Below are 21,314 nucleotides of genomic sequence, written 5' to 3'. Positions count from 1 at the left end.
CATTTTCCGATAAATGGACTTGAAAGGGGCGGCTTTTCTGTTCTCTCTTCCTGACACCCGGGAGCAGGTTCGTACGGTTGGTGCGTCTACGGTACGGGCGCGGCATGGAGCGCCCGGATCGCTCGGTTCAGCCGGTCACACGGCCTTGAGGCAGTGCTCCTCGACGGTCTCCAGCTGCCTGGCGTAGATCTCGCGCAGCCCTTCCCAGCCGTGGTCACGCGCCTTCTTCCCACGGATTGGACCCACCGGGTATCCGTCGAGCAGGTGTTCGGCGACGTTGAAGCACAGGTGCCAGCCGGCCGCGACCTCCGGCATCCACCTGCGCTCCTTGAGCGTGTGCCGCAGCGTTAATCGTGTCCCGGAGCCGAGCGCGGCCAACTCCCAGCGCAGCCGGTCACCGCCCCAGGTGTATTCGAGCAGAGTCGGCGGTTCCGCGCGGCTCACGAACTCGGACATCCCCGCGGAGATCCCCGGCCCGTCGTCGAGCATCGTCAGCGTCGTCTCACCGACCGTCCCGAGGTCCCTGTCGGCGGTGTAGGGAGACCATTCACCCAGTTGGGCGGGGTCTGTGAGCGCTGCCCACACGCTCTCTGGTGAGTGCCGCAGGTCCCGGACGAAGACGAGAGTCCACCGTCCCCCGTCGGTCTGATAGCCGACCTCGGAGTTCGTCACTGCTCCTCCTGGTTGTCGAGATGGCGTTCAAGGGCGTCGAGATGCCGCTCCCACAGCCGGCGGTACGGCGCGAGCCACTCATCGAGCGCCTCGAACCGCCTGGGCTCGATCCGGTAGATGCGCTGCTGCGCAGCCGTACGACAGGAAATGAAACCGGCCTCCCTCAACACCTTCAGATGCTTGGACATGGTTGGCTGACTGACCGCGAGCACGTCAACAAGCTGCCCGACACTGCTCTCCGCCCTGAGCAGCCGATCGAGGATCCGTCTCCTCGTCGGCTCAGCAAGCACAGCGAACACATCCACAGGCACCCCCCAAATATGCCTCGCCGGGAATATACCTGACAAGCCCTACGGCAAGGCATGAGACGAACGGCTGTTCTAGGAGGGTGCCGAGGGACCAGGGGTGTTTGTCGCACTTGCGGTGAACATCGTGGATCCGACTTCGGAGACACCCAGACCGCTTAGATTATTGGCTTGTGAGTGATCTCCCTGTAGGGGCCTACGAGCAACTTGTTACGAGCGTCCTAAGCTCGCGCTTGCGTGCTCTTCCTGACGAGCTGGTGGAGACTGTCCCCATCGAGCCGGCTGCCGCGGAGGACTACCTCGTACGGCACATTGCCAGCCTGACCCGCCATGCGCTTCGCACAGCGACCTCCCCTGCGCAGCAACTTGATCATGCAAACCGCATCGCCGAAGCGATCATCACGGGGTTCCTTGGCACGGAGGACGAAGGCGAACAAGTCCTTCACCCCGCACAGTTGCTCACTGAGGTACGGCGACCGTTCGGGGCGCCTGGGAGCTCGAAGCCATTGGCCCGACCGGCGACCCCGCTGTCTGCCAGCGCTCTGCTTGTGAACGGACACGGTCAACCGAGCATTGGCTCCGAAGTTGTGAGAGAGTTTGCCACTGCCGATCGTGTTGATCTGGTATGCGCATTCATTAAGTGGTACGGGCTGCGCCTCATCGAAAATTCGATTAAGGAGTTTGTCGCCAGAGGCGGTGAGCTCCGAGTGATTACAACGACCTACATTGGTGCTACTGACAAGGTCGCTCTGGATCGTTTAGTTGAACTGGGAGCAACCGTTAAGGTCTCGTACGAGACACACAGTACGAGACTTCACGCTAAAGCATGGATGTTTCATCGGAACACTGGTTTCTCAACAGCCTATGTAGGATCATCCAACCTCTCCAAAGCCGCGCAAATAGACGGCCTTGAATGGAATGTGCGGCTCACTCAGGTTGAACAGGCACATCTACTTTCAACGTTTACTGCCACCTTCGAACAGTACTGGGCTGATCCAGCATTTGAAGATTATAATCCGATCCGAGATGGAAATCGTCTGGCTGAAGCTCTAAGAAGGGAAGGGGGATCAGCTTCTACTGATCTACCGCTAGAGATCGCAACGCTAGACGTTATGCCGCGTTGGTATCAAGAGGAGGCGCTTGAGGAGCTAGAGGCTGAGCGTGAAGTGCACGGCCGCACACATAATTTAGTTGTCATGGCAACAGGTACAGGGAAGACTGTCGTTGCTGCGCTCGATTATCGACGGCTTCTGAATGCGAAGAAGGTCGATAGCCTGCTCTTTATTGCGCACCAAGAGAAAATATTGGACCAGAGTCGGGCAACGTTCAGGCAAACGCTTAAGGACGGGGAGTTCGGCGAAAAGCTTGTTTCTGGCCGTCGGCCAAGCAAGTGGAAACATGTCTTCGCCTCCATTCAGTCGCTATCCAGGATCGACCTTGACGAGCTTGATCCGTCACGGTTCGATATGGTGATTGTGGATGAATTTCACCATGCAGAAGCTCCCACGTATCGTCGTCTTCTTAATCATATTAAGCCGCGTTATCTCCTCGGGCTTACTGCTACCCCTGAGCGTACCGATGGCGTGGATGTTAGGGCCTTCTTTGAGGGAAAGATCGCATATGAGCTGCGACTGTGGCAGGCGCTCGACCATCAACTCCTTTCCCCATTTCATTATTTCGGTATCCATGATGAAGTATCGTTGGCTGACGTTGCGTGGCGTCGAGGACGTTACGACGAGGCGGCGCTTAGTGAGATTTATGTCGGGAACCATGCTCGCGTCGGCTTGATTCTAAAAGCCATAACTGGAAAGATTGCCTACCCCAAGAAGATGTGCGCACTTGGGTTTTGTGTGAGTGTGCAGCACGCCGAATTTATGGCCGAACAGTTCACTAAGTACGGCCTCCCCTCTCTAGCTATAACTGGAGAAGTTTCGCACCATGATCGTTATCTGGCGGTGCAGCGCCTAAGAAAAGGGGAGATTAACGTTTTATTTACTGTTGATCTGTTTAATGAGGGCGTGGATATTCCTGAGGTTGATACCGTCCTATTCTTGCGCCCTACGGAGAGCGTGACAGTTTTCTTGCAGCAGCTCGGGCGCGGTCTACGTCGCCATCCCAATAAGACATGTCTTACTGTTTTGGATTTTGTTGGTCATCAGCATGCCGAATTCCGCTTTGACCTACGCTTGCGTGCAATAACTGGGGTATCGAGACGACAGCTTCCTGAAGCTTTAGCGAACCCCGTTCTTCCTGCTGGATGTCACCTTCAGCTTGACAGTGTAGTGACCGAGTTGGTGCTCGAAAATGTGCGTCGCTCGCTCCGCCTACCGTGGAAGGATCTTGTTTCTGAGCTCCGCTCGATGCCAGAGGCGTCGCTAGCCAGCTTCTTGGAAGAGACGGGGTTTGAACTAGAAGACCTTTATCGGTCAGGGAAGGGGGGATGGGCTGAGCTTCGCCGTCAAGCTATGAATCTCCCTACCGTAGAAGACGGGGCTGATCGGAAGCTTGGTCGGGCGATTGGACGGCTACTTCATGTTGATGATCCATTGCGACTGGATCTGCTCCGTAATGGGTCCGCTGACGATCCGCGCTTGCTGGCCATGCTGCATGTTGCACTGCTAGGAGGTGACGTCTCCTTCGGTTCGGGAAAAGAGATACGAGACTTGCTAGCAAGTCATCCTCAACGGCGAGAAGAGTTGCGGGAGATTGCTTCTGTCCTTGAAGAGCGTATGCATAGGGTAACAACAGAAGTGGAAGGTCTGCCGCTTCGGCTTCATGCACGCTATTCAAAGAATGAAGCATTGGCTGCATTCGGTGTAGATCGCCCAGGGAACGTGCGTGAGGGTGTTAAGTGGGTACCCGCAGCAAACGCTGACGTTTTCTTTGTCACTCTGAGGAAATCTAAAGGATTTTCCCCGACAACAATGTACAATGATCGGGCGATTAGTTCGACGCTCTTTCATTGGGAGTCGCAGAGTACAACGCGTGCATCATCACCGACGGGGCAGCGTTACGTTAGTGGCGAATCGACGGTTCACCTCTTCCTTCGCGAGAATAAAGACGAAGAAGGTTTTTTGGGTGTGCCGCCATTCTTCTACGCTGGGCCGGTTACCTATGTCTCCTCGGAGGGGGACCGGCCGATGCAAATTATCTGGAAGCTGGACCATGCTCTACCTGCAGACATCTTCCGGCAAGCGAGTCTTTTCACTTCTTGAGCTGATCATTTGGGTGCAGCATGGAGGGCTAAAGCCCCTCCGACAAGCCCATTTATGCTGATAAATCCGTTGTTTCAGGTCAAAGACTGGACGAGTTCCGGGAGGATCGTGCCCAAGGGGGCGTTGAGGGTGAAAGTGGCGTAGGGGTCGCCTCGGGTCTCGCCCTGGTTGACGATCACCACGGGGATGCCGAGCCTGGCGGCGTGCAGGACGAATCGGCGGCCCGACAACACCGTCAGCGACGACCCGAGGACCAGCAGCAGCCGTGCCTTCGCCACGAGGGCGTAGCACGTGCGCACCCGGTCCGCGGGGACGCTCTCCCCGAAGAAGACGACGTCGGGCTTGAGCGTTCCCCCGCCGCACGCCAGGCACCCGACCACCCGGAACCCGCTGACCTCGGCGTCGTCCAGCTCGACGTCGCCGTCCGGGTTGATCGTGGTGGTCTGGAAACCGAAGGAGGGGTTCGCCTGGCGCAGGCGACGGTTCAGCTCCTCGCGCGGGGTCGAGTCGCCGCAGTCGAGGCAGACCACGTGGTGCAGACTGCCGTGCAGCTCGACGACCTCCCGGGCGCCGCCCGCCTGGTGCAGGCCGTCGACGTTCTGCGTCATGATGCCGGTCACCAGGCCCTGCTGCTGCAGGCGCGCGACCGCGTGATGGCCGTCGTTCGGCGCGGCCTGGGTCATCGTCCGCCAGCCGACGTGGCTGCGGGCCCAGTACCGTCGCCTGGCCGCCTCACTTCCGATGAAGGTCTGATAGGTCATGGGGGTGTGCCGGCTCAGTGAGCCCTGCGGACCTCGATAGTCGGGGATGCCTGACTCCGTGGACATCCCCGCCCCGCTCAGGACGACGACGCCCCCCTCGCCCAGCAACCCCGCCAGCCTGTTCCTGCCCTCGTTCACCCTTTCATGGTGCCTCACCGGGCACGCCGTACGGGCCCGGCGTCAGAGACGATCGATCTTGGCTCGCGACGGCCTACCCTGGGCGTATGGCCCACGCGAAGACATCCTTTGTCTGTCTGCCTTGCCGTGCCTCGTACAAGCAGCCCTACCCCGGCCCTGGTCACCGGGACCGGCCCTGCCCGCGCTGTGCCACGGCGCTGATCCATGTCGGTTCCGCCTTCGCGGCCCCACGACGGCGGGACAGGGAGGCCTGGCGGGTGCTCTCGTTGTTGCTGCACTCGGGCGTCCGCTTCCACAAGAGCTGTTGCGGTGGCCCGGGCTACCGTCCGCGTACGCTCAGCGAAGCACGTGCACGGATGGCGTACGCCCGCACGAGCGGAGAGCCGTTCGCCAAGGCTCTGACGCGCTACGAACTGCCCTGACGAAGCACCGGGGCGGCGGGCGGAACACCCGCCGCCCCGGTGCTTCCGGTGGGATCAGGTGGTCGGGACCTCGCTTTCCGCGGCGGTCAGGGCGCCGGCGAACTGGGCCGAGTAGAGGCGGTGGTAGGCGCCTGCGGTGGTGAGGAGTTCCTCGTGGGTGCCCTGTTCGACGATGCTGCCCGCCTCCATCACCAGGATCAGGTCCGCGTCACGGATGGTGGACAGGCGGTGGGCGATGACGAAGCTGGTGCGGTCGGAGCGCAGCGCGGCCATGGCGTGCTGGACCAGGACCTCGGTGCGGGTGTCCACCGCGCTGGTCGCCTCGTCGAGGATCAGCAGGGACGGGTCGGCCAGGAAGGCACGGGCGATGGTCAGCAGCTGCCGTTCACCGGCGCTGATGTTGCCCCCCTCCTCGTCGATCACGGTGTCGTAGCCGTCGGGCAGGGAGCGGACGAACCGGTCGACGTAGGTGGCCCGCGCGGCGGCCTGGATCTGCTCCTCGGTCGCCCCGGGGTTGCCGTAGGCGATGTTCTCCCTGATGGTCCCGCCGAACAGCCAGGTGTCCTGGAGCACCATGCCGACGTGGGAGCGCAGGTCGTCCCGGCGCATCGCGGTGATGTCCACCCCGTCGAGGGTGATGCGGCCCGCCTCCAGCTCGTAGAAGCGCATGACCAGGTTGACGAGGGTGGTCTTGCCCGCGCCGGTCGGGCCGACGATCGCGACCGTGTGCCCGGGTTCGGCCACCAGCGACAGGTCCTCGATGAGGGGCCGCTCCGCCTCGTAGCGGAAGGACACGTGCTCGAACTCGACGCGGCCACGCCGTACGGTCGGCGGCACCGGGTCGGCCGGGTCGGGGGTCTGCTCCTCGGCGTCGAGCAGCTCGAAGACCCGCTCGGCCGAGGCGACCCCGGACTGCAGCAGGTTGGTCATGGAGGCGACCTGGGTGAGCGGCTGGGTGAACTGCCGGGAGTACTGGATGAAGGCCTGCACGTCGCCCAGGCTCATCGCCCCGGTGGCGACCCGCAGGCCGCCGACGACCGCGATGGCGACGTAGTTGAGGTTCCCGACGAACATCATCGTCGGCATGATGATGCCGGAGATGAACTGGGCGCCGAAGCTGGCCTTGAACAGCTCCTCGTTCCTGGTGCGGAACACCTCCTCGACCTCGGGGCCCCGGCCGAACACCTTCACCAGCTCGTGGCCGGTGAAGGCCTCCTCGATGTGGGCGTTCAGGGTGCCGGTGTGCGTCCACTGCGCGACGAAAAGCTTCTGCGAGCGCTTCATGATCTGCCCGGTGAGGATCGTCGAGACCGGGATGGTCACCAGGGCGATCAGCGCGAGCAGCGGCGAGATCACGAACATCATCACCAGCACGCCGACCACGGTCAGCAGCGCGGTCAGCAACTGGCTCAACGTCTGCTGCAGGGTTTGGGAGACGTTGTCGATGTCGTTGGTGACCCGGCTGAGCAGTTCACCGCGTGGCTGGCCGTCGAAGAAGCGCAGGGGGAGCCGGTTCAGCTTGTCCTCGACGTCGGAGCGCAGCCGGAACACGGTCCGCTGCACCACGTCGTTGAGCAGGTAGCCCTGCAGCCAGCCGAAGACCGACGCCGCGACGTAGAGCGCCAGCGCCCAGGACAAAGCCGTGGCCAGCGCGCCGAAGTCGATGCCCTGACCGGGGACGACGTCCATCCCGGAGAGCAGGGCGGCGAAGTTCTCGTTGCCCGAGGCACGGGCGCTCTGGACGGCCTGTTCCGTGGTCGTCCCGGCGGGCAGGTTCCTGCCGATCACGCCGCTGAAGATCAGGTCCGTGGCCTGGCCGAGGATCTTGGGGCCGATGACGCCGAAGACCACGCTGATCACGGCCAGGCCGATCACCGCGACGATCCGCACGCGTTCCGGGGCCAGCCGCCGTATCAGCCGGCGCATGGAGGGCCCGAAGTTCATCGACTTCTCCACCGGCATCCCCCCGCCGCCGAAGGGGCCGCGACCGAAGGGGCCGCCTCCCGCCGGGGGGCGCGGACGCGCGGTCGTCATGGGCCGGTTGCCGCTCATGCCGCCCTCTCTTCGGTGAGCTGGGATTCGACGATCTCGACGTAGGTCGGGCAGGAGGCGAGCAGTTCGTCGTGGGTGCCCCTGCCGACGACCACGCCGTCGTCGAGGACGACGATCTGGTCGGCGTCGGCGATGGTGGAGACCCGCTGGCCGACGATGACGACGGCGGCGTCGGCGGTGCGCGGGCGCAGGGCGGCGCGCAGCCGGGCGTCGGTCGTCAGGTCGAGAGCGGAGAAGGAGTCGTCGAACAGGTAGATCTCGGGCTTGCTGACCAGCGCCCTGGCGATCGAGAGACGCTGGCGCTGACCTCCGGAGACGTTCGTGCCGCCCTGGGTGATGGGCGCGTCGAGTCCCTCGGGCATCGCCTCGACGAAGTCACGGGCCTGGGCGACCTCAAGCGCCTCCCACAGCTCCTCCTCGGTCGCCTCGGGGTTGCCGTAGCGCAGGTTGTCGGCGACGGTGCCGGTGAACAGGTACGGTTTCTGCGGCACCAGGCCGATGCGTGCCCAGAGCATCGCGGGGTCGAGGTCGCGCACGTCGACGCCGTCGACCAGTACGGTGCCCGCGGTGGCGTCGAAAAGGCGGGGGACGAGGGAGATCAGCGTCGTCTTGCCCGACCCGGTGCTGCCGATGACGGCGGTCGTCTGCCCGGCGGTGACGCGGAAGGAGACGCCGGACAGGACCGGGGCCGCGGCGCCCGGGTAGCGGAACTCGACGTCACGCAGTTCGAGCTCGGCGCGGGTGCGCACCTGCCGTACGGGGTCGGCGGGCGGGGGAACCGAGGAGTCGGTCCGCAGCACCTCGCCGATGCGCTCGGCGCAGACCGCGGCGCGCGGGATCATGATCGAGATGAAGGTGGCCATCATCATGGAGCCGAGGATCTGGATCAGGTACATGAGGAAGGCGGTGAGCGCGCCGACCTGCATCTCCCCGCTGTCCACGCGGAAGGCGCCGAACCAGAGCACGGCGACGCTGGAGGCGTTGAGGATCAACATGACGACGGGGAAGATGAGCGCGGTCAGCCGTCCGACGCTCAGCGCGGTCGAGGTCAGCGCGTCGTTCGCCTCGGCGAAGCGCCGGGTCTCCTCACGCTCCCTGACGAAGGCGCGCACGACGCGGATGCCGGACAGCTGCTCGCGCAGCACCCGGTTGACCTCGTCGATCCTGGTCTGCATGGCGCGGAACTGGGGGACCATCCGGGAGACGAGCAGGCCGATCGAGACCAGCAGCACCGGGACGCAGACCAGCATCAGCCAGGACAGGCCGACGTCCTGCCGCAGCGCCATGATGACGCCGCCGACGCACATGATCGGCGCGGCGACCAGCATGGTGCAGGTCATCATCACCAGCATCTGGACCTGCTGGACGTCGTTGGTGGTGCGGGTGATCAGCGAGGGGGCGCCGAAGTGGGCGAGCTCCCTGCTGGAGAAGCCGTTCACCCGGTGGAAGACGGCTGCCCTGACGTCCCGGCCGAAGCCCATGGCCGCGCGGGCTCCGAAGTAGACCGCGGCGATCGAGCAGACGATCTGCACCAGGGACACGGCCAGCATCCAGCCGCCCGCGGTGAGGATGTAACCGGTGTCGCCGGTGGCGACGCCCCGGTCGATGATGTCGGCGTTCAGGCTGGGCAGGTACAGCGAGGTGATGGTGCTGACCAGTTGCAGTACGACGACGGCGATGAGGGTCGAGGTGTAGGGCCGCAGGTGGGTGCGCAGCAGGCGGCTCAGCATTGGGGGTCTCCACGTGGGGTCTCGTGGTCCGGGGTCTCCGGAGGGAGGAGATGGTCGTCGTCGTGCCGTCGGCGGATGCCGTCCAGCAGCATGGAGACGATCTCCGCGGGAGGTAGGGGGTCGTCCTCGACGAGCTTGGGGTGGCTGCCGGCGACGGTCAGCAGTTGCAGGCGGCGCGCCGCCTCAGGGGCGGTGCAGCGCAGCAGGTCGCGGTCGGGGACGATCAGGTTGACGATCGCCTGCCTGATGGCGGCGTGCGGGTCGCAGTCCTCCTCGCCGCGCTCGGCTCTGCCCTCACGGGCGATCCGGGTCACCCCTTCGGCGCCGAGCGCGTCCACCAGCCGGAAGACGTGCGTCGTGTGGTGCTGCAGGATCTCGACGGCGGCGACGAGCCGCGCCCGCAGCGGGGCCGTACGGTCGACGGCCGTCAGGTCGCGGATCAGCGGCGTGGAGTCGATGGCGCTGATGATGGCCGCCTTGACCAGCTCGTCCTTGGTGGCGAAGACACGGAAGATCGTGCCTTCCGCCACCCCGGCGGCCTGGGCGATCTGCCGGGTGCTGACGTCGGGACCCTCGGCGAGGATGAGCGCGAGAGTGGAGGCGATGAGCGCGGCACGCCGCTCGTCCGGCGGGAGCGGCGAGGCGCGGGAGGAGGATGGAGAGGTAGAGATCACGCGAATCACCCTATATGAGTGAGTGACTCACTCACTCATATTTATTGGGCGTTGACCGGACGGGAAGGCGTCAGTGGGAGCGCCACTTGGCCAGAAGCTCGGCCTCCCGCTCCCGGGTGATCGTGATCTCGGTGGAGAAGGCGGCCTCGGCGGCGCGGATCTCCCGCACCGAACGGCCGAGCGGACGCGGATCGAGTCCCGCGGCGCGGGCCGCCGCCGGGTCGGCGGTGTTGGCCGTCATCCACTCGTCGCCCTCCGACCACAGCGGCAGGGAGGCGCCGTTCTCCCCCTCGGAGAACAGGAAGTCCGCGCCGACCCAGGTCAGGGTCGTTCCGGGCGGCCCGAACTCGGCCAGGATCGCCTCCAGCATGTCGCCGAAGGAGTACGGCGGCGCCGGGCTGACCGCGTGGAAGACCGTGGGAGCGGCGGGGTCGAGCGGCCGGTCGAGCAGGGTGACGATCCAGGAGGCCAGGTCGCGCGCGTCGATCACCTGGATCGGGTCCGCGGGGTCGCCGGGCGCCAGGACCTCACCGCCTTCGGCGATCCGGTTCACCCAGTAGGTGAAGCGTCCGGTGTGGTCGTGGGGACCGATCACATAGGTCGGCCGTACGACCAGTGTGTTCCGGCCGAACCTGGCGGTGGCGGTCCGCTCGCACAGCGCCTTCAGTGCGCCGTACGTCTCGTTGGTCACCTCGGTGGGGACCGGGCCGTCGATCTCGGCCAGCGGTGAGTCCTCGGCAAAGCCGGGGGCGGGGGGCGGGGTGTAGACGGAGGTGCTGGAGATGAGCAGGTAGCGCCCGGTGGACAGCGTGTCGGCGAGGAGGTCGACCTGTGTGGGCAGGTAGGCGCTGACGTCGATCGTCGCGTCCCACGTCCTGTCGCGCAGGATCGACAGGTCGGTGTTGCGGTCGGCCGTCAGGTGCTCGGCCTCGGGGAACAGGTCGGCTCCGGTCCTTCCCCGGTGCAGCAGGGAGACCTCGTGCCCGGCCGCGAGGGCCGCCTCGGTGATGTGCCGTCCGACGAACCTGGTTCCACCGATGATCAAAATTCGCATGGCCATAATTTTGTCGTATATGTCGGCTGTGTGGTGGGGAAAATTCCCGAGTGTTCCCGCAGGTATGGTCGATAACATGAAATGTCGGAAAAAGGCAGGTAGGGAGCTTTTGTGATGTCTTTTGGCGGTCGTCGGCTTCGCTGAGAAAGGCGGCAGGGGGTACGTTGGACGGTACCCCTTCCCTACTTCAGGATCATCGCCATGGCAATTCGGCCAGAGCTGGGATCACCGGACAGCTGCCGCCTTCCGGGGCCCGTGCTCGCTCGTCACTCATCGGTTGGCGCGGAGGCGTGATGGACACCGCGACAGCCGAACTCGATCCTTTTGTCCATCCTGCCCTTTTCTATCGCGGTGACCACGAGTATCTCCAGGCGACCCTGCCGTTCATTCGTGGCGGCCTGGCGGCGGGAGAACCCGTGGCGGTCGCCGTCCCCGAGCGCAATCTCCGGTTGCTGCGGACCTGGCTCGGCCCGCTGGCCTCGTCGGTGTGCTTCCTCGACATGACCAGGGAGGGCCGGAACCCGGGCCGCATCATCCCCGCCGTCCTGCGCGCCTTCGCCGATCCGCACGAGGGCCGCAGGGTGCGGATCGTCGGGGAGCCGGTCTGGCCGGGTCGCTCGACGACCGAGTATCCCGCCTGTCTCCAGCACGAGGCGCTGGTCAACCTGGCCTTTCCCGGGCGGGCCGTCACGATCATGTGCCCGTACGACGTCGAGGCCCTGGAGCCCACGGTCGTCAGGGACGCCGAGACCACCCACCCCGTCCTGCTCGACGGCTCCGGGCTGCGGGTCAGCGACGCCTACGCGCCGGAACGCGCGATCCGCGACGCCAACAGGGTGTTGCCCGACCCGAGAAGGGCCGAGGTCCTGAGCTTCGGGGGCGGCGAGCTCGCGCGGGCCCGTGAGTTCGCCGTCGGGCACGCCGCCCAGGCCGGGCTCCGCGGTGAGCGCCTCGACGACCTGCGGCTGATCGCGGGTGAGCTGGTGGCCAACAGCCTCGACCACGGCGGCGGCAGGGGAGTGCTGCGCGTGTGGACCGAGGGCGGCCAGGTCGTGCTGGACGTCAGGGACGCCGGGCACATCACCGACCCCCTCGCCGGGCGCGGACCGGTCGATCCCGGGCGGCGGCGCGCGTGCGGGCTGCTCGTCACCAACCTGCTCAGTGATCTCGTCCGCGTCCACACGGGCGAGGGCGGAACCACCGTCCGGGTGTACTTCACGGTCTGACCATTCGACGAGGGGATCCAGCCGGGTTATATACGAAGTTGACAGGCGGACGCCGCTTTTTTGCCGCTGACGGATTACCAGTTGGAATTAAGGGCGTCATATGCCGTTTTGGGTCTTTTCTCCGGACCGTGACTGGGTTATCAATGGCGCAGAGGCCAAAAGGCCGGCTTCATCCATCCCCCGTATCAGCACCGGCTTCCACCGGTGTCGCTCCCATATGCGCCATCACACCCCCCAGAAATAAGGATGGAGAAACGCATGCACCGGTTGAGAAAAACGTTTCTCGGAGTTCTGTGCGGCATCGCAGCGCTCCTCGCCGGACTCATTCCGACCGCGAACGCCCAGGCGGCGGTCCCCGACCGCTGGGGATTCGCCTTCGTCGACGTCTTCTCCGGCGTCCCCTCCCTGGCCCACCAGGCGGGAAGCTGGGCGTCGGGGCCGACCGTAACCGTCTCGTCCGGTGCGACGGGCCAGGTGAAGGTGGTCTTCCCGGGCATCGCGAGCTCCGGTGGCGTCGCGCACGTGACGGCCGTCTCGCCGAACGCCGAATGGTGCCAGTTGCAGACCTGGCTGCCCTCCGGCGCTGACCAGGTCGCGGTCGTCCAGTGCTACAAGTACGGCGGCACCCCGGTGTTCACCCCCTTCACCATCGTCTACGAGACGAGCACCGGCCTGCTGCCCGCGCCGCAGGCGCTCGGCTACATCCACTACAACGGCGGTGGGATCGCCTCGCAGTTCAACTCGTCGGGCGCGGTCAACACGGTCGCCTCGGGCGGGACCGGCGTCTGGGGCGTCACCCTTCCCGGGCTCGGGTCGCCGGGCCCCGAGGGCGGCTTCCAGGTGACCGCCGTCGACCCGCAGCGGCCCGCCCGCTGCAAGATCGGCTCGTGGGGATCGGCCGTCAGCGCGCAGAACGTGAAGGTGATCTGCCATGACGCGACGAGCCGGCCGATCAACACCGGCTGGACGCTGACCTACCAGCGTCAGCGGGCGATCACCGGGGCCGCGGTTCCGCCCAGGTTCTTCGGCTACGTCCTCGACACCAACCCGACGGCGGCCGGGCCGTACGCGCCGACTCCCGCCGGGATCAACTTCAACACCCTGGTGCCCGGTGGGAACACCGTCCAGAACTTCGCGCCCGGACGGAAGGTGACCTTCCCCAAGATCGGTTATCTCCGTGACCACGTCCAGGTGACCGCGTTCGGCCCCGGCCCCGAGTACTGCAACATCTACAAGCTCTGGGTCACCCCGCCGAACGACGCCGTCGTCAACGGCGTCAAGTGCTACAACGCCGTCACGTTGAAGCCGGAACGTTCCTTCACCAGCTACACCTCGGAGAAGTGACCGACGGCCGGTGGTCCCGTGCGTCCTCCGGGGCCACCGGCCGTTCAACGACTCCGGATTCCGGTGATCAGCCGGATCAACTCGGCGCGCAGCGCGCCGGGGTCCTCGACCCGGTCGGCGATGATTCGCTCGGCCGGGTCTCCTTTCATGATCTCGGCGTAGGTCCGCCCGCCCAGGTCGGTACGGCTCACCATCACCCGGCGCCGGTCGGCCGTGTCCCGCTCGCGGACGATGTGACCGTCGCGTTCGAGCCGGTCGAGCACCGGCCGGATCGTCTGCTCCTCGACGTAGGTGTGGGCCGCGAGCTCCCGCTGGGTCCGGGGACCGTCCTGCAGGACGTGCAGGGTCAGGAAGCCCGCGTGGGTCAGGCCGCGTTCGGCGAGCACGGCGTTCCACTCGCGTTCCACCAGCCGCGCGGCCACCAGGAGCAGGCGGCCGGTCGCCCATGAGGCGTGATCATCCATGAACCCCATTTTTCCGGCCTTCGACTGAAACCCTCCGTCCACGCTATCCGAAGGATGCTAAGGGTACTTAGTATTTTCGGCCCGAAGAGGGTCAAGGTTCGAAAAGGAGAGCGTATGGGCGTGACGGCGCCGCCGGAGACGGCGGAGACGAAACGGACGCGGTGGGCCGGGCTGGCCTTCATCGCGCTGGCCGTGGCGATGGTCATCTCCAGCACGACGATCACCAACGTGGCCGTCCCGCAGATCATCGGTGACCTCGGGCTCAGCTCGACCGACGCGCAGTGGATCCAGGAGTCCTACGCGCTGGTGTTCGCCGCGCTGCTGCTCACCTTCGGCAGGCTCGCCGACCGGCTCGGCAGGCGCAGACTCCTGCTGACCGGGGTCGCGCTGTTCGCGCTGACGTCCCTGCTGGCCTCCTTCTCCGTCAGCGGGCCGATGCTCATCGGGGCCAGGATCCTGCAGGGCGTCGGCGGGGCCATGATCTTCCCCACGACGCTGTCCCTGCTGAACGCGGGCTTCCGGGGCAGGGACAGGGCGACCGCGTTCGCCGTCTGGGGCGCCACGATCGGAGGGATGGCCGCGCTCGGGCCACTGGTCGGCGGCTGGCTCACCACGGACCTGTCCTGGCGCTGGGCGTTCGGCGTCAACATCCCGGTCGCGGTGGCCGTACTGGCCGGGGTGCTGGTCTTCGTGGCCGAGTCGCGGGAGTCGGACGGCAGGCGGGGCGCCGACCTGGGTGGCGCGGTGCTGTCGACGCTCGGGTTCGGCCTGCTGGTGTTCGGGCTGGTCGAGGGGAGGGTCTACGGCTGGTGGCGGTCCGTCGAGCCCTTCACCGTCGGCGGATGGCGATGGCCGTTCGCGCTGTCCCCGGTGCCCGTCGCCTTCGCCGCCTCCGCGCTGGCCCTGACCGCCTTCGTGCTGGTCGAGCGGGGTCGCGGCCGGCGTGGCCAGGTCGCCCTGCTGGACCTGTCGTTGCTGTCCATCACCTCCTTCCGCAACGGCAACATCGCCGCGCTGATCGTCAGCCTCGGCGAGTTCGGCGTGCTGTTCGCGCTGCCGCTGTGGATGCAGTTCGTCCTGGGCTACTCGCCGCTGGAGACGGGGGTCGCCCTGCTGCCGCTCGCGGTCGGCTCCTTCGCCGCCAGTGCCTTCGCCTCCCCGTTGTCGCGGGCCAGGGGAGCGGCCTTTGTGGTCCGGCTCGGCCTGGTTCTGGAGATCGCCGGGATCGCCGGACTCGGCCTGGTGATCTCCGCCGGCACCCCGTGGGCGCTGCCGGTGCCGTTCCTGTTCTGCTACGGCATGGGCATCGGGCTGGCGACCGCCCAGCTCACCGGGGTGGTCCTGGCCGAGGTCCCGGTTGAGCGCAGCGGTCAGGGCTCGGGCACGCAGAGCACGGTCAGGCAGATCGGCTCCGCGCTGGGCATCGCCGTACTCGGCACGCTGCTCTTCGGCGGGCTCAGCGCCGACCTCGACCACCGGCTGAGCCAGGCGGACGGTGTCGACCCGGTACGGCGTGAGCAGATCGTCTCGGCCGTGCAGCGCAGCGCAGGAGGGGCCATCGCCGGGCTGTCCCGGCTGCCCGGGGTCGCCGAGGCGGCCAAGGAGTCCTTCGCGGTCGGCACGCGCTACGCGGCGTTCGGGGCGGCGGGCTTCCTCGCGGTCGGCCTGCTGGCCAGCCTGTCCCTCGGCTCCCCCGGCGGGGGCCGTACCGAGGAGTGATCTGGGTAAATCTCCAGTCATGGATGTAGACATTCAGATATGGGCGACATAGCATTTTTTGTGTCACGGAAAGGGAAAACTATCTGTGACAGGTGACGAAAAGGCCGTGCGACGCGGGGAGGCCACCGGTCGCGCGGGGCCTCTCGCGACACGGTCCCGCCCGGTGCCCGCCGCGTCGCGGAACATGGGAAAGGGGAGACGGACACCACACCGCAGACCCACGGCTCTGGAGGTGGTTCCTCGTCAACTCACACGCGATTCCCGCCCGCCCCGCCTTCGACGGGGGCGTGTGCGGTCAAGGAAGACCGGCAAGATAGCCGGTAGATGGTGTTGAACTCCTCGGGCCCCGGTGCTTCGCGCGCACCGGGGCCCGACATATGTCACGGAAGGTGCGATGGGAGAGGTCCGGCCGGCGCTGTTCGACAGGTTCGACGATGACGACCACCCCGCCTACAGCATGGGGCGGGCCGCGGAGATCCTCGACGTCACCCCGGCGTTCCTGCGCAGCCTGGGCGTCGCCCGGCTGATCGAACCCCTCCGGTCCGCCGGGGGCCACCGCAGATGCTCCCGCCGCCGGCTCCACCTGGCCGCCCGCGCCCGCAGGCTGCTCGACCAGGGCACCCACTCGACGCGGCCTGCCGCATCATCGCCCTGGAGGACCAGCTTGAGGAGGCCCTGCGCCTGAACGCCGAGCTGAGACGGCGGGTGGAGTCTCCCACCGGGTGACCCCGGGTGACCCCGCCGGTCAGCGGGTGGCGATGAGCGTGTCGAAGTCCGCGAAGTCGTCGGCCAGGCGACTGCCGGTGAAGTCCCCGACCCAGCCGTCCTCGTCGTGGAAGAACCGGATCGCCACGAAGTCGGGCCGGGTGCCCATGTCGAACCAGTGGGTGGTGTCCGCGGGCACGCTGAGCAGGTCACCCGCCTCACACAGCACCGCGTACACCCTGTCGTCGAGGTGCAGGTAGAAAACCCCGGCGCCCCGCGCGAAGAAACGGTCCTCGTCGTCGGCGTGCGTGTGCTCCGAGAGGAACCTCTCCCGTGCCCTGGCGGCCTGCTCGGCCCACTCCGGATCGTCGGAGGGCGTCATGCGCACGGCGTCGACCAGCACATATCCCTCCTGGCCGATCACCTGGTCGACCTCGTCGCGGTAGGCGTCGAGCACCTGCTCCGGGGTCGGCTCCGCGGGCAGGTCCCTGACCGGCTCCCACCGCTCGAACCGGATCCCGAACGGCTTGAGCGCGTCGGCGACCTCCTCGGGGTCCTCGGTCCTGGTGAGCACGGTGTCCGGGTCGTCGTCGGCCCAGACGGTCAGCAACGTCATCGGATTCTCCTCGTCACGGGTTCCTGCGGTTTCCAGGGCTTCCCGTGATTTTCTCCCCCGAGCCCGGCGGACTTCTCTTACCTTTCGGGCTGATTTTCCCGTGTGCCGCCGGTGCGCTCCGCCGTACCCCAGAACCACTCGATCTTCGCGGCCCTCCTGCGCCGCTCGATCCACTCGGCGAAGATCCGCCGCTCGACCAGGTCACGGACCGCGTCGTCGAGTACGGCGGGCTCCACAGCCAGCACCTTGACCGTCAGGTCGCCCAGAGCTGTGGGGAAGGGGCCGACGAGCGTTCCCGGCGCGGCGGACAGGACCACCTCGGCCGCCTCCTCACCGATCTCCCCGGCCAGGTCCGGTCTGCGCGCGGTGACGAACACCTCACCCGGTACGGCCAGGCCCGCGGCGAACGCCCGCTCGACGTCGGCGAGGAAGTCGTCCGGGTTCCCAAAGCCGGGACTCCCAAGGCCGGAGCTTCCAAGGCCGGAACTCCTGGGGCTTTCGGGGCTCCTGGGGTTTGCGGGGGCGAGGACGACCCTGGCCAGCCGTACGGCGTCGAGTTCGCGGCCGTGGGCGGCGAACCAGTCCTCGACCCGCCCGGCGGCGACCCGCGAACGCAGCCTGGCGACCGAGGCCTCGACCGTGACCAGTTCCTCAAGCTCGGCGTGGGAGATGTGGTTGCGCTCCATCCAGGCCCGGGTCCCGGCGCCGGTCAGCAGTCCGCGCGCCCGGCGGAAGGCGTCCATCGCCCGCTGCAGCTCCGCGTCGGAGATCGGCTCCGGCTCCTCCTCAAGCGCCTCCCGCACCAGGCAGTCCGTCACCAGGCGGTCGGCGACCCCGCGCTCGTCCCAGACGAAGTCCAGGCAGGCGACGGCCCTGGCGACCGGGGTCTCGACGCCGTTGACCCGCAGCAGCAGGTGTTCGGCCGCCCGGTGCACGCCGCGCAGCGGCCAGGGCAGCCCCAGGTCGGGGGACCACGACAGGGAGACGGTCGAGCCGTCGGGCTCCTTGAGGAGCAGGGCGTGCTGGAGGGAGCCGTCGAACTCCTCCCGCTGGGCGACCAGCCGTACCCGGAGACCGGGGTTGGCGCGCCGGAAGGCGCCCAGGTCGGCGCCGTCGGTGAGCACGCGCAACGCCTCAGCCAGCGTCCGGCCGTCCGCCATCACGTCGCTCCGATCATGAGCAGGTCGCGGATCGCCGCGCCGATGGGAAGTCCCGTCGCGGCCTCGATCCAGAGGAACTGGCCGTTCGGGTTGATCTCAAGGAAGACATGGCGGCCGTCGGGTGTGAGGATCAGGTCGATCGCGCCGTAGACGAGGCCGAGTCGTTCGACCAGCCGCACGCACCGCGTGGCGATCTCGGCCGGCAGCTCGTGCGTCCTGATGGGGGTGGCGCCCGGGTCGTAGTGCCGCCAGTCGTAGCGCGTGTGGTTGCTCACCTGGGAGTGGATCTCCGCGGCGAAGACCTGCCGCCCGACCACGGTCACCCGCACCTCGACCCGCTTGGGCACGTAGGCCTGGACGATGACCGGGCACAGCCGCAGCGCGTCGGCGTGCGCCACGTCCGCGGGGGTGACCGGTGCCGCGAACCGGCCGAACCGCTCCCCGTCCGCCTCGAACCGGTTGCCGTGCACGGGCTTGGTGATCACCCGTCCCTCGTGCCGGTCGTAGAAGTCGAGGAAGCCGTCCGGATCGGTGGTGATCAACGTCTCGGGCAGCTCGAAGCCGAGCAGCCGCGCCTGTTCGAGCTGGTACGGCTTGCGCCCGGCCCGGTCGACGACCGGCCTCGGGGCGGGAACCGTCAGGCAGCCGAGGCCGTCCCACAGCCCCTCGGTCACGGCCAGGCACTCCTGCTCGACGTAGGCCTTCACGGAGGCCTTCACGTGCTCCCGGCGGATGGCGGGGCTCACGGCAGGGGGCAGCGGCCTGCGGTACCAGAGCGAGGTCAACTCGTCCAGCACGACCCTGCGCTCACCGGTGTCGAGCACCCTGCGGGTCGAACCGTCACCCGACAGGCCGATCTCCACGCTCGCGCGGACCGGGTAGGAGGCGGGGTCGAAGACGACGACGTCCGCGCCCGCGGACGTGAGGAGGCCGGTCACGTGGTCGGCGTGGTCGTCTCCTGCGGAGGTCAGTACGAGGATCATCAGGGATCCCGCACGGGGACGCGGTCCCACACGTCCCCGTGGCGGACCGATCAGCTGTCGCCGGAGGTGTGGGAGTGGTTACCGTGGATCACGATGACCTGGCTCTTCGCGCCGCCGCTGACCTGGAGGAGCTGGTTCTCGTCGAGCTCGGGGCCGAGGGCCGCGATGTCGTCGAGCGTGGTACGCGACTTGCTCACGTCGTTCCTGCCTTTCCTGTTTCCGCGGGCCGTCCGGTGCGGTCCGATGCCGGAAGGCTAGGCGGGGGCGGCCGGGCGGGTCGTCCGTCACGCGGATGATCGGCGGTCCCCCTCCCAGGGGACTCCTTCGGTGATCATCGCGACCGGCGAAAGCGGCATAATGCCCGGGTTAGGTAATACCGGCGACCGATGCCTGGCCCGTGACGCTGTGCCAACGGGGGCGACACAGCCGTCATCGGTCCTCTCTGATCGGAGAACCCATGACCCACGATGTCGTCGGCGAAGGCCTGGTCAAGGCCCTCGCCGAAGAGGGTGTCACGGGCAGCCTCATCGGCCCGACGACCGTCGGCGTCAGTTACCCGGGTGTCAGCGACTTCACCATCGACATCGGTGAGTGGCGTGCCCGCGCCGCCGAGATCCCCCCGGCCCAACTGCCGTCGTTCATCGCGCACGTCGCCCAGGGGTTCGCCAGGTCGATCCGCGCGCAGGCACAGCCGTCACCGCCGTGGTCCGACATCGAGCGGCTGCTGGCCGAGGAGTCGCTGCGGATGCGCCTGTACACCGAGGAGGCGTTGTCCGAGCCACCCGGCCTGCGGGACGCCCTGCTGACCCGCGCGCTCGCTCCGGGACTCGTCGAGACGGTGGTCGTCGACACGCCCGACTCGATCGTGCCGCTCAACCGCTCCCAGATCGGCGACAGACCCGAGGAACAGGTCTTCGGCGCCGCGCTGCACGCCTCCCTGACCAAGGAACCCCACTACGCCAAGACCGACGCGATCTGGGGCGTCCCGATCACCCACGTCGGGGAGACCCACCGCTACGTCGGCTCCCACATCCACGTGCTCAGGCGCCACGTCGGAGCCGCCAGGTACGGCGCGCTGGTCTCCTTCCCCGTCCCCGAGTACCTGATCGTCCACGAGATCGGCGACACCCACATCGTCGCCGCCCTGGAGGCCATGCAGGAACTCACCAGGACCCACGTCGAGAAGGGGGACAAGGCCCTCACCGCGCAGGTCTACTGGTGGTTCCCCGGGGCCTACGAGCGACTGCCCGAGCCGGCCGCGCTCGCCAGCGGACAGGTCCCCGACCTGCGGCCGGTCGAGGTCGAGGTGAACCACCGGGAGAAGAGCGTCACCCCGCTCACCGCCGACACCGGACGGCTCATCGAACTCTGGATGAGCGACCGTGCCTGACCCGATGTGAAGCCCTGCCGAGAGGCGTTCCGGGGGGCGTTACCGCGACGCTCGACGCCCCCCGGCCGCTGGGACCGGCCCGCGTCTCACCCTGCCCTTCGGCCGCCTCGCCGACGAGGCAGGCGTCTCACACCCGGTCACCGTACGGCTCGCCCCGCGGGTCAGGGGGCGAACAGCCGCCGTGGCCCGGACCCCTCCTCACCCATGGCGTCGCCGGGATTGACCAGCGCGCACTCCTCGAACGACAGGCAGCCACAGCCGATGCACTCGGTGAACCGGTCACGCATCCGCTCCAGCCGTTCGATGCGCTCGTTGAGCCGATCTCTCCAGCAATCCGAGGCCCGGACCCAGAACTCCTTGCTCGGGGTGTGGTCGGCGGGCAGCAGGGCCAGGACCTCACCGATCGCGGAGAGCGGGAGACCGACGCTCTGCGAGGCGCGGATGAAGGCCACCCTGCGCAGCGTGCCCCTGGTGTAGCGGCGCTGGTTTCCCGTGGTGCGTCTGCTGTGAATCAGCCCCTGGCGTTCGTAGAAGCGCAGGGCGGAGGTGGGGACACCGCTGCGAGCCGACAGCTCGCCGACGGTGAGTTCCCCGGCGCGTGTCATGCGGCCCACCCTAGCTTGACTTGAACCTTTGTTTAAGTTCCAGGCTTGTTCTCACCCCACCGTCTCGGGGTTCCCCGCT

Annotated in this window: 18 protein-coding genes and 1 pseudogene; 6 read left to right on the top strand and 13 right to left on the bottom strand. The window is 67.1% G+C overall.

The features are described from left to right. Positions 1-135: 135 nt before the first annotated feature. On the bottom strand, positions 136-672 hold the full coding sequence (locus tag ABT340_RS30065) for an SRPBCC family protein (RefSeq protein WP_352014218.1): 537 nt from the start codon (positions 670-672) through the stop codon (positions 136-138). Next, the gene (locus ABT340_RS30060; RefSeq protein ID WP_352014217.1) at positions 669-983 is read right to left on the bottom strand and encodes an ArsR/SmtB family transcription factor; all 315 of its coding nucleotides are present in this window, start codon (positions 981-983) and stop codon (positions 669-671) included. The genes ABT340_RS30065 and ABT340_RS30060 overlap by 4 nt, the downstream gene beginning before the upstream one ends. A gap of 167 nt (positions 984-1,150) precedes the next feature. On the opposite strand from ABT340_RS30060, the gene ABT340_RS30055 reads away from it, so the two are divergent. Continuing rightward, a complete protein-coding gene (locus ABT340_RS30055) occupies positions 1,151-4,192 on the top strand; it encodes a DEAD/DEAH box helicase (RefSeq protein ID WP_352014216.1) in 3,042 nt (1,013 codons plus the stop codon). Positions 4,193-4,266: 74 nt separating this feature from the next. Here ABT340_RS30055 and ABT340_RS30050 read toward each other — a convergent pair whose 3' ends face one another. The 5 genes from ABT340_RS30050 to ABT340_RS30030 all read right to left on the bottom strand — a co-directional run bounded on the left by ABT340_RS30050 (position 4,267) and on the right by ABT340_RS30030 (position 11,023). After that, the gene (locus ABT340_RS30050) at positions 4,267-5,091 is read right to left on the bottom strand and encodes an NAD-dependent protein deacetylase (RefSeq protein WP_352014215.1); all 825 of its coding nucleotides are present in this window, start codon (positions 5,089-5,091) and stop codon (positions 4,267-4,269) included. A gap of 476 nt (positions 5,092-5,567) precedes the next feature. Further along, positions 5,568-7,565, bottom strand: a complete 1,998-nt coding sequence (locus ABT340_RS30045) for an ABC transporter ATP-binding protein (RefSeq protein ID WP_352014214.1) — start codon at positions 7,563-7,565, stop codon at positions 5,568-5,570. Beyond that, a complete protein-coding gene (locus tag ABT340_RS30040) occupies positions 7,562-9,295 on the bottom strand; it encodes an ABC transporter ATP-binding protein (protein WP_352014213.1) in 1,734 nt (577 codons plus the stop codon). Before ABT340_RS30040 ends, ABT340_RS30045 begins: the two co-directional genes overlap by 4 nt. Further along, positions 9,289-9,969 carry a TetR family transcriptional regulator gene (locus ABT340_RS30035; RefSeq protein WP_352014212.1) on the bottom strand — a complete coding sequence of 227 codons (681 nt, stop codon included), beginning with the start codon at positions 9,967-9,969 and terminating at the stop codon, positions 9,289-9,291. The genes ABT340_RS30040 and ABT340_RS30035 overlap by 7 nt, the downstream gene beginning before the upstream one ends. A 70-nt stretch (positions 9,970-10,039) precedes the next feature. Further along, complete coding sequence (locus ABT340_RS30030) at positions 10,040-11,023, bottom strand: NAD-dependent epimerase/dehydratase family protein (protein WP_352014211.1); 984 nt, start codon at positions 11,021-11,023, stop codon at positions 10,040-10,042. Positions 11,024-11,316: 293 nt separating this feature from the next. Here ABT340_RS30030 and ABT340_RS30025 point away from each other — a divergent pair, with 293 nt between their 5' ends. Both ABT340_RS30025 and ABT340_RS30020 read left to right on the top strand, forming a co-directional pair. Then, on the top strand, positions 11,317-12,249 hold the full coding sequence (locus tag ABT340_RS30025; RefSeq protein ID WP_352014210.1) for an anti-sigma factor RsbA family regulatory protein: 933 nt from the start codon (positions 11,317-11,319) through the stop codon (positions 12,247-12,249). Between the two features lie 258 nt (positions 12,250-12,507). After that, a complete protein-coding gene (locus tag ABT340_RS30020) occupies positions 12,508-13,593 on the top strand; it encodes a hypothetical protein (RefSeq protein WP_352014209.1) in 1,086 nt (361 codons plus the stop codon). Positions 13,594-13,637: 44 nt separating this feature from the next. Here the strand turns inward: ABT340_RS30020 and ABT340_RS30015 are convergent, their stop codons facing one another. Then, positions 13,638-14,057, bottom strand: coding sequence for a MarR family winged helix-turn-helix transcriptional regulator (locus ABT340_RS30015; RefSeq protein ID WP_352014208.1), 420 nt, complete (start codon positions 14,055-14,057; stop codon positions 13,638-13,640). A 114-nt stretch (positions 14,058-14,171) separates the two neighbouring features. On the opposite strand from ABT340_RS30015, the gene ABT340_RS30010 reads away from it, so the two are divergent. Beyond that, positions 14,172-15,776: an MFS transporter gene (locus ABT340_RS30010; RefSeq protein WP_352014207.1), complete on the top strand. Its 1,605-nt coding sequence runs from the start codon at positions 14,172-14,174 to the stop codon at positions 15,774-15,776. Between the two features lie 394 nt (positions 15,777-16,170). Then, positions 16,171-16,502, top strand: a pseudogene (locus tag ABT340_RS30005) (MerR family transcriptional regulator). 19 nt (positions 16,503-16,521) lie between these two features. Here the strand turns inward: ABT340_RS30005 and ABT340_RS30000 are convergent. The 4 genes from ABT340_RS30000 to ABT340_RS29985 form a co-directional block, all read right to left on the bottom strand. Then, positions 16,522-17,097 carry a 1,2-dihydroxy-3-keto-5-methylthiopentene dioxygenase gene (locus tag ABT340_RS30000; RefSeq protein ID WP_352014206.1) on the bottom strand — a complete coding sequence of 192 codons (576 nt, stop codon included), beginning with the start codon at positions 17,095-17,097 and terminating at the stop codon, positions 16,522-16,524. 77 nt (positions 17,098-17,174) lie between these two features. Then, complete coding sequence (locus ABT340_RS29995) at positions 17,175-18,257, bottom strand: TIGR04500 family putative peptide maturation system protein (RefSeq protein WP_352014205.1); 1,083 nt, start codon at positions 18,255-18,257, stop codon at positions 17,175-17,177. Then, positions 18,257-19,240, bottom strand: coding sequence for an MvdC/MvdD family ATP grasp protein (locus ABT340_RS29990; protein WP_352014204.1), 984 nt, complete (start codon positions 19,238-19,240; stop codon positions 18,257-18,259). Before ABT340_RS29990 ends, ABT340_RS29995 begins: the two co-directional genes overlap by 1 nt. A gap of 50 nt (positions 19,241-19,290) precedes the next feature. Further along, a complete protein-coding gene (locus tag ABT340_RS29985) occupies positions 19,291-19,437 on the bottom strand; it encodes a hypothetical protein (RefSeq protein ID WP_184718277.1) in 147 nt (48 codons plus the stop codon). Positions 19,438-19,697: 260 nt separating this feature from the next. Between ABT340_RS29985 and ABT340_RS29980 the strand changes: the two genes are divergently transcribed. Further along, positions 19,698-20,630 (top strand): hypothetical protein, encoded by a 933-nt coding sequence (locus tag ABT340_RS29980; protein WP_352014203.1) that lies wholly within the window; start codon positions 19,698-19,700, stop codon positions 20,628-20,630. Positions 20,631-20,791: 161 nt separating this feature from the next. On the opposite strand, the gene soxR is transcribed toward ABT340_RS29980, so the two are convergent. After that, complete coding sequence (gene soxR / locus ABT340_RS29975) at positions 20,792-21,235, bottom strand: redox-sensitive transcriptional activator SoxR (RefSeq protein ID WP_352014202.1); 444 nt, start codon at positions 21,233-21,235, stop codon at positions 20,792-20,794. Positions 21,236-21,314 lie beyond the last annotated feature (79 nt).

It is taken from the genome of Streptosporangium sp. NPDC000239, assembly GCF_040300765.1.
Lineage (GTDB): Bacteria > Actinomycetota > Actinomycetes > Streptosporangiales > Streptosporangiaceae > Streptosporangium.
The sequence above is the reverse complement of the archived record's forward strand: the minus strand, read 5'-3'. Positions and strand labels throughout refer to the sequence as shown.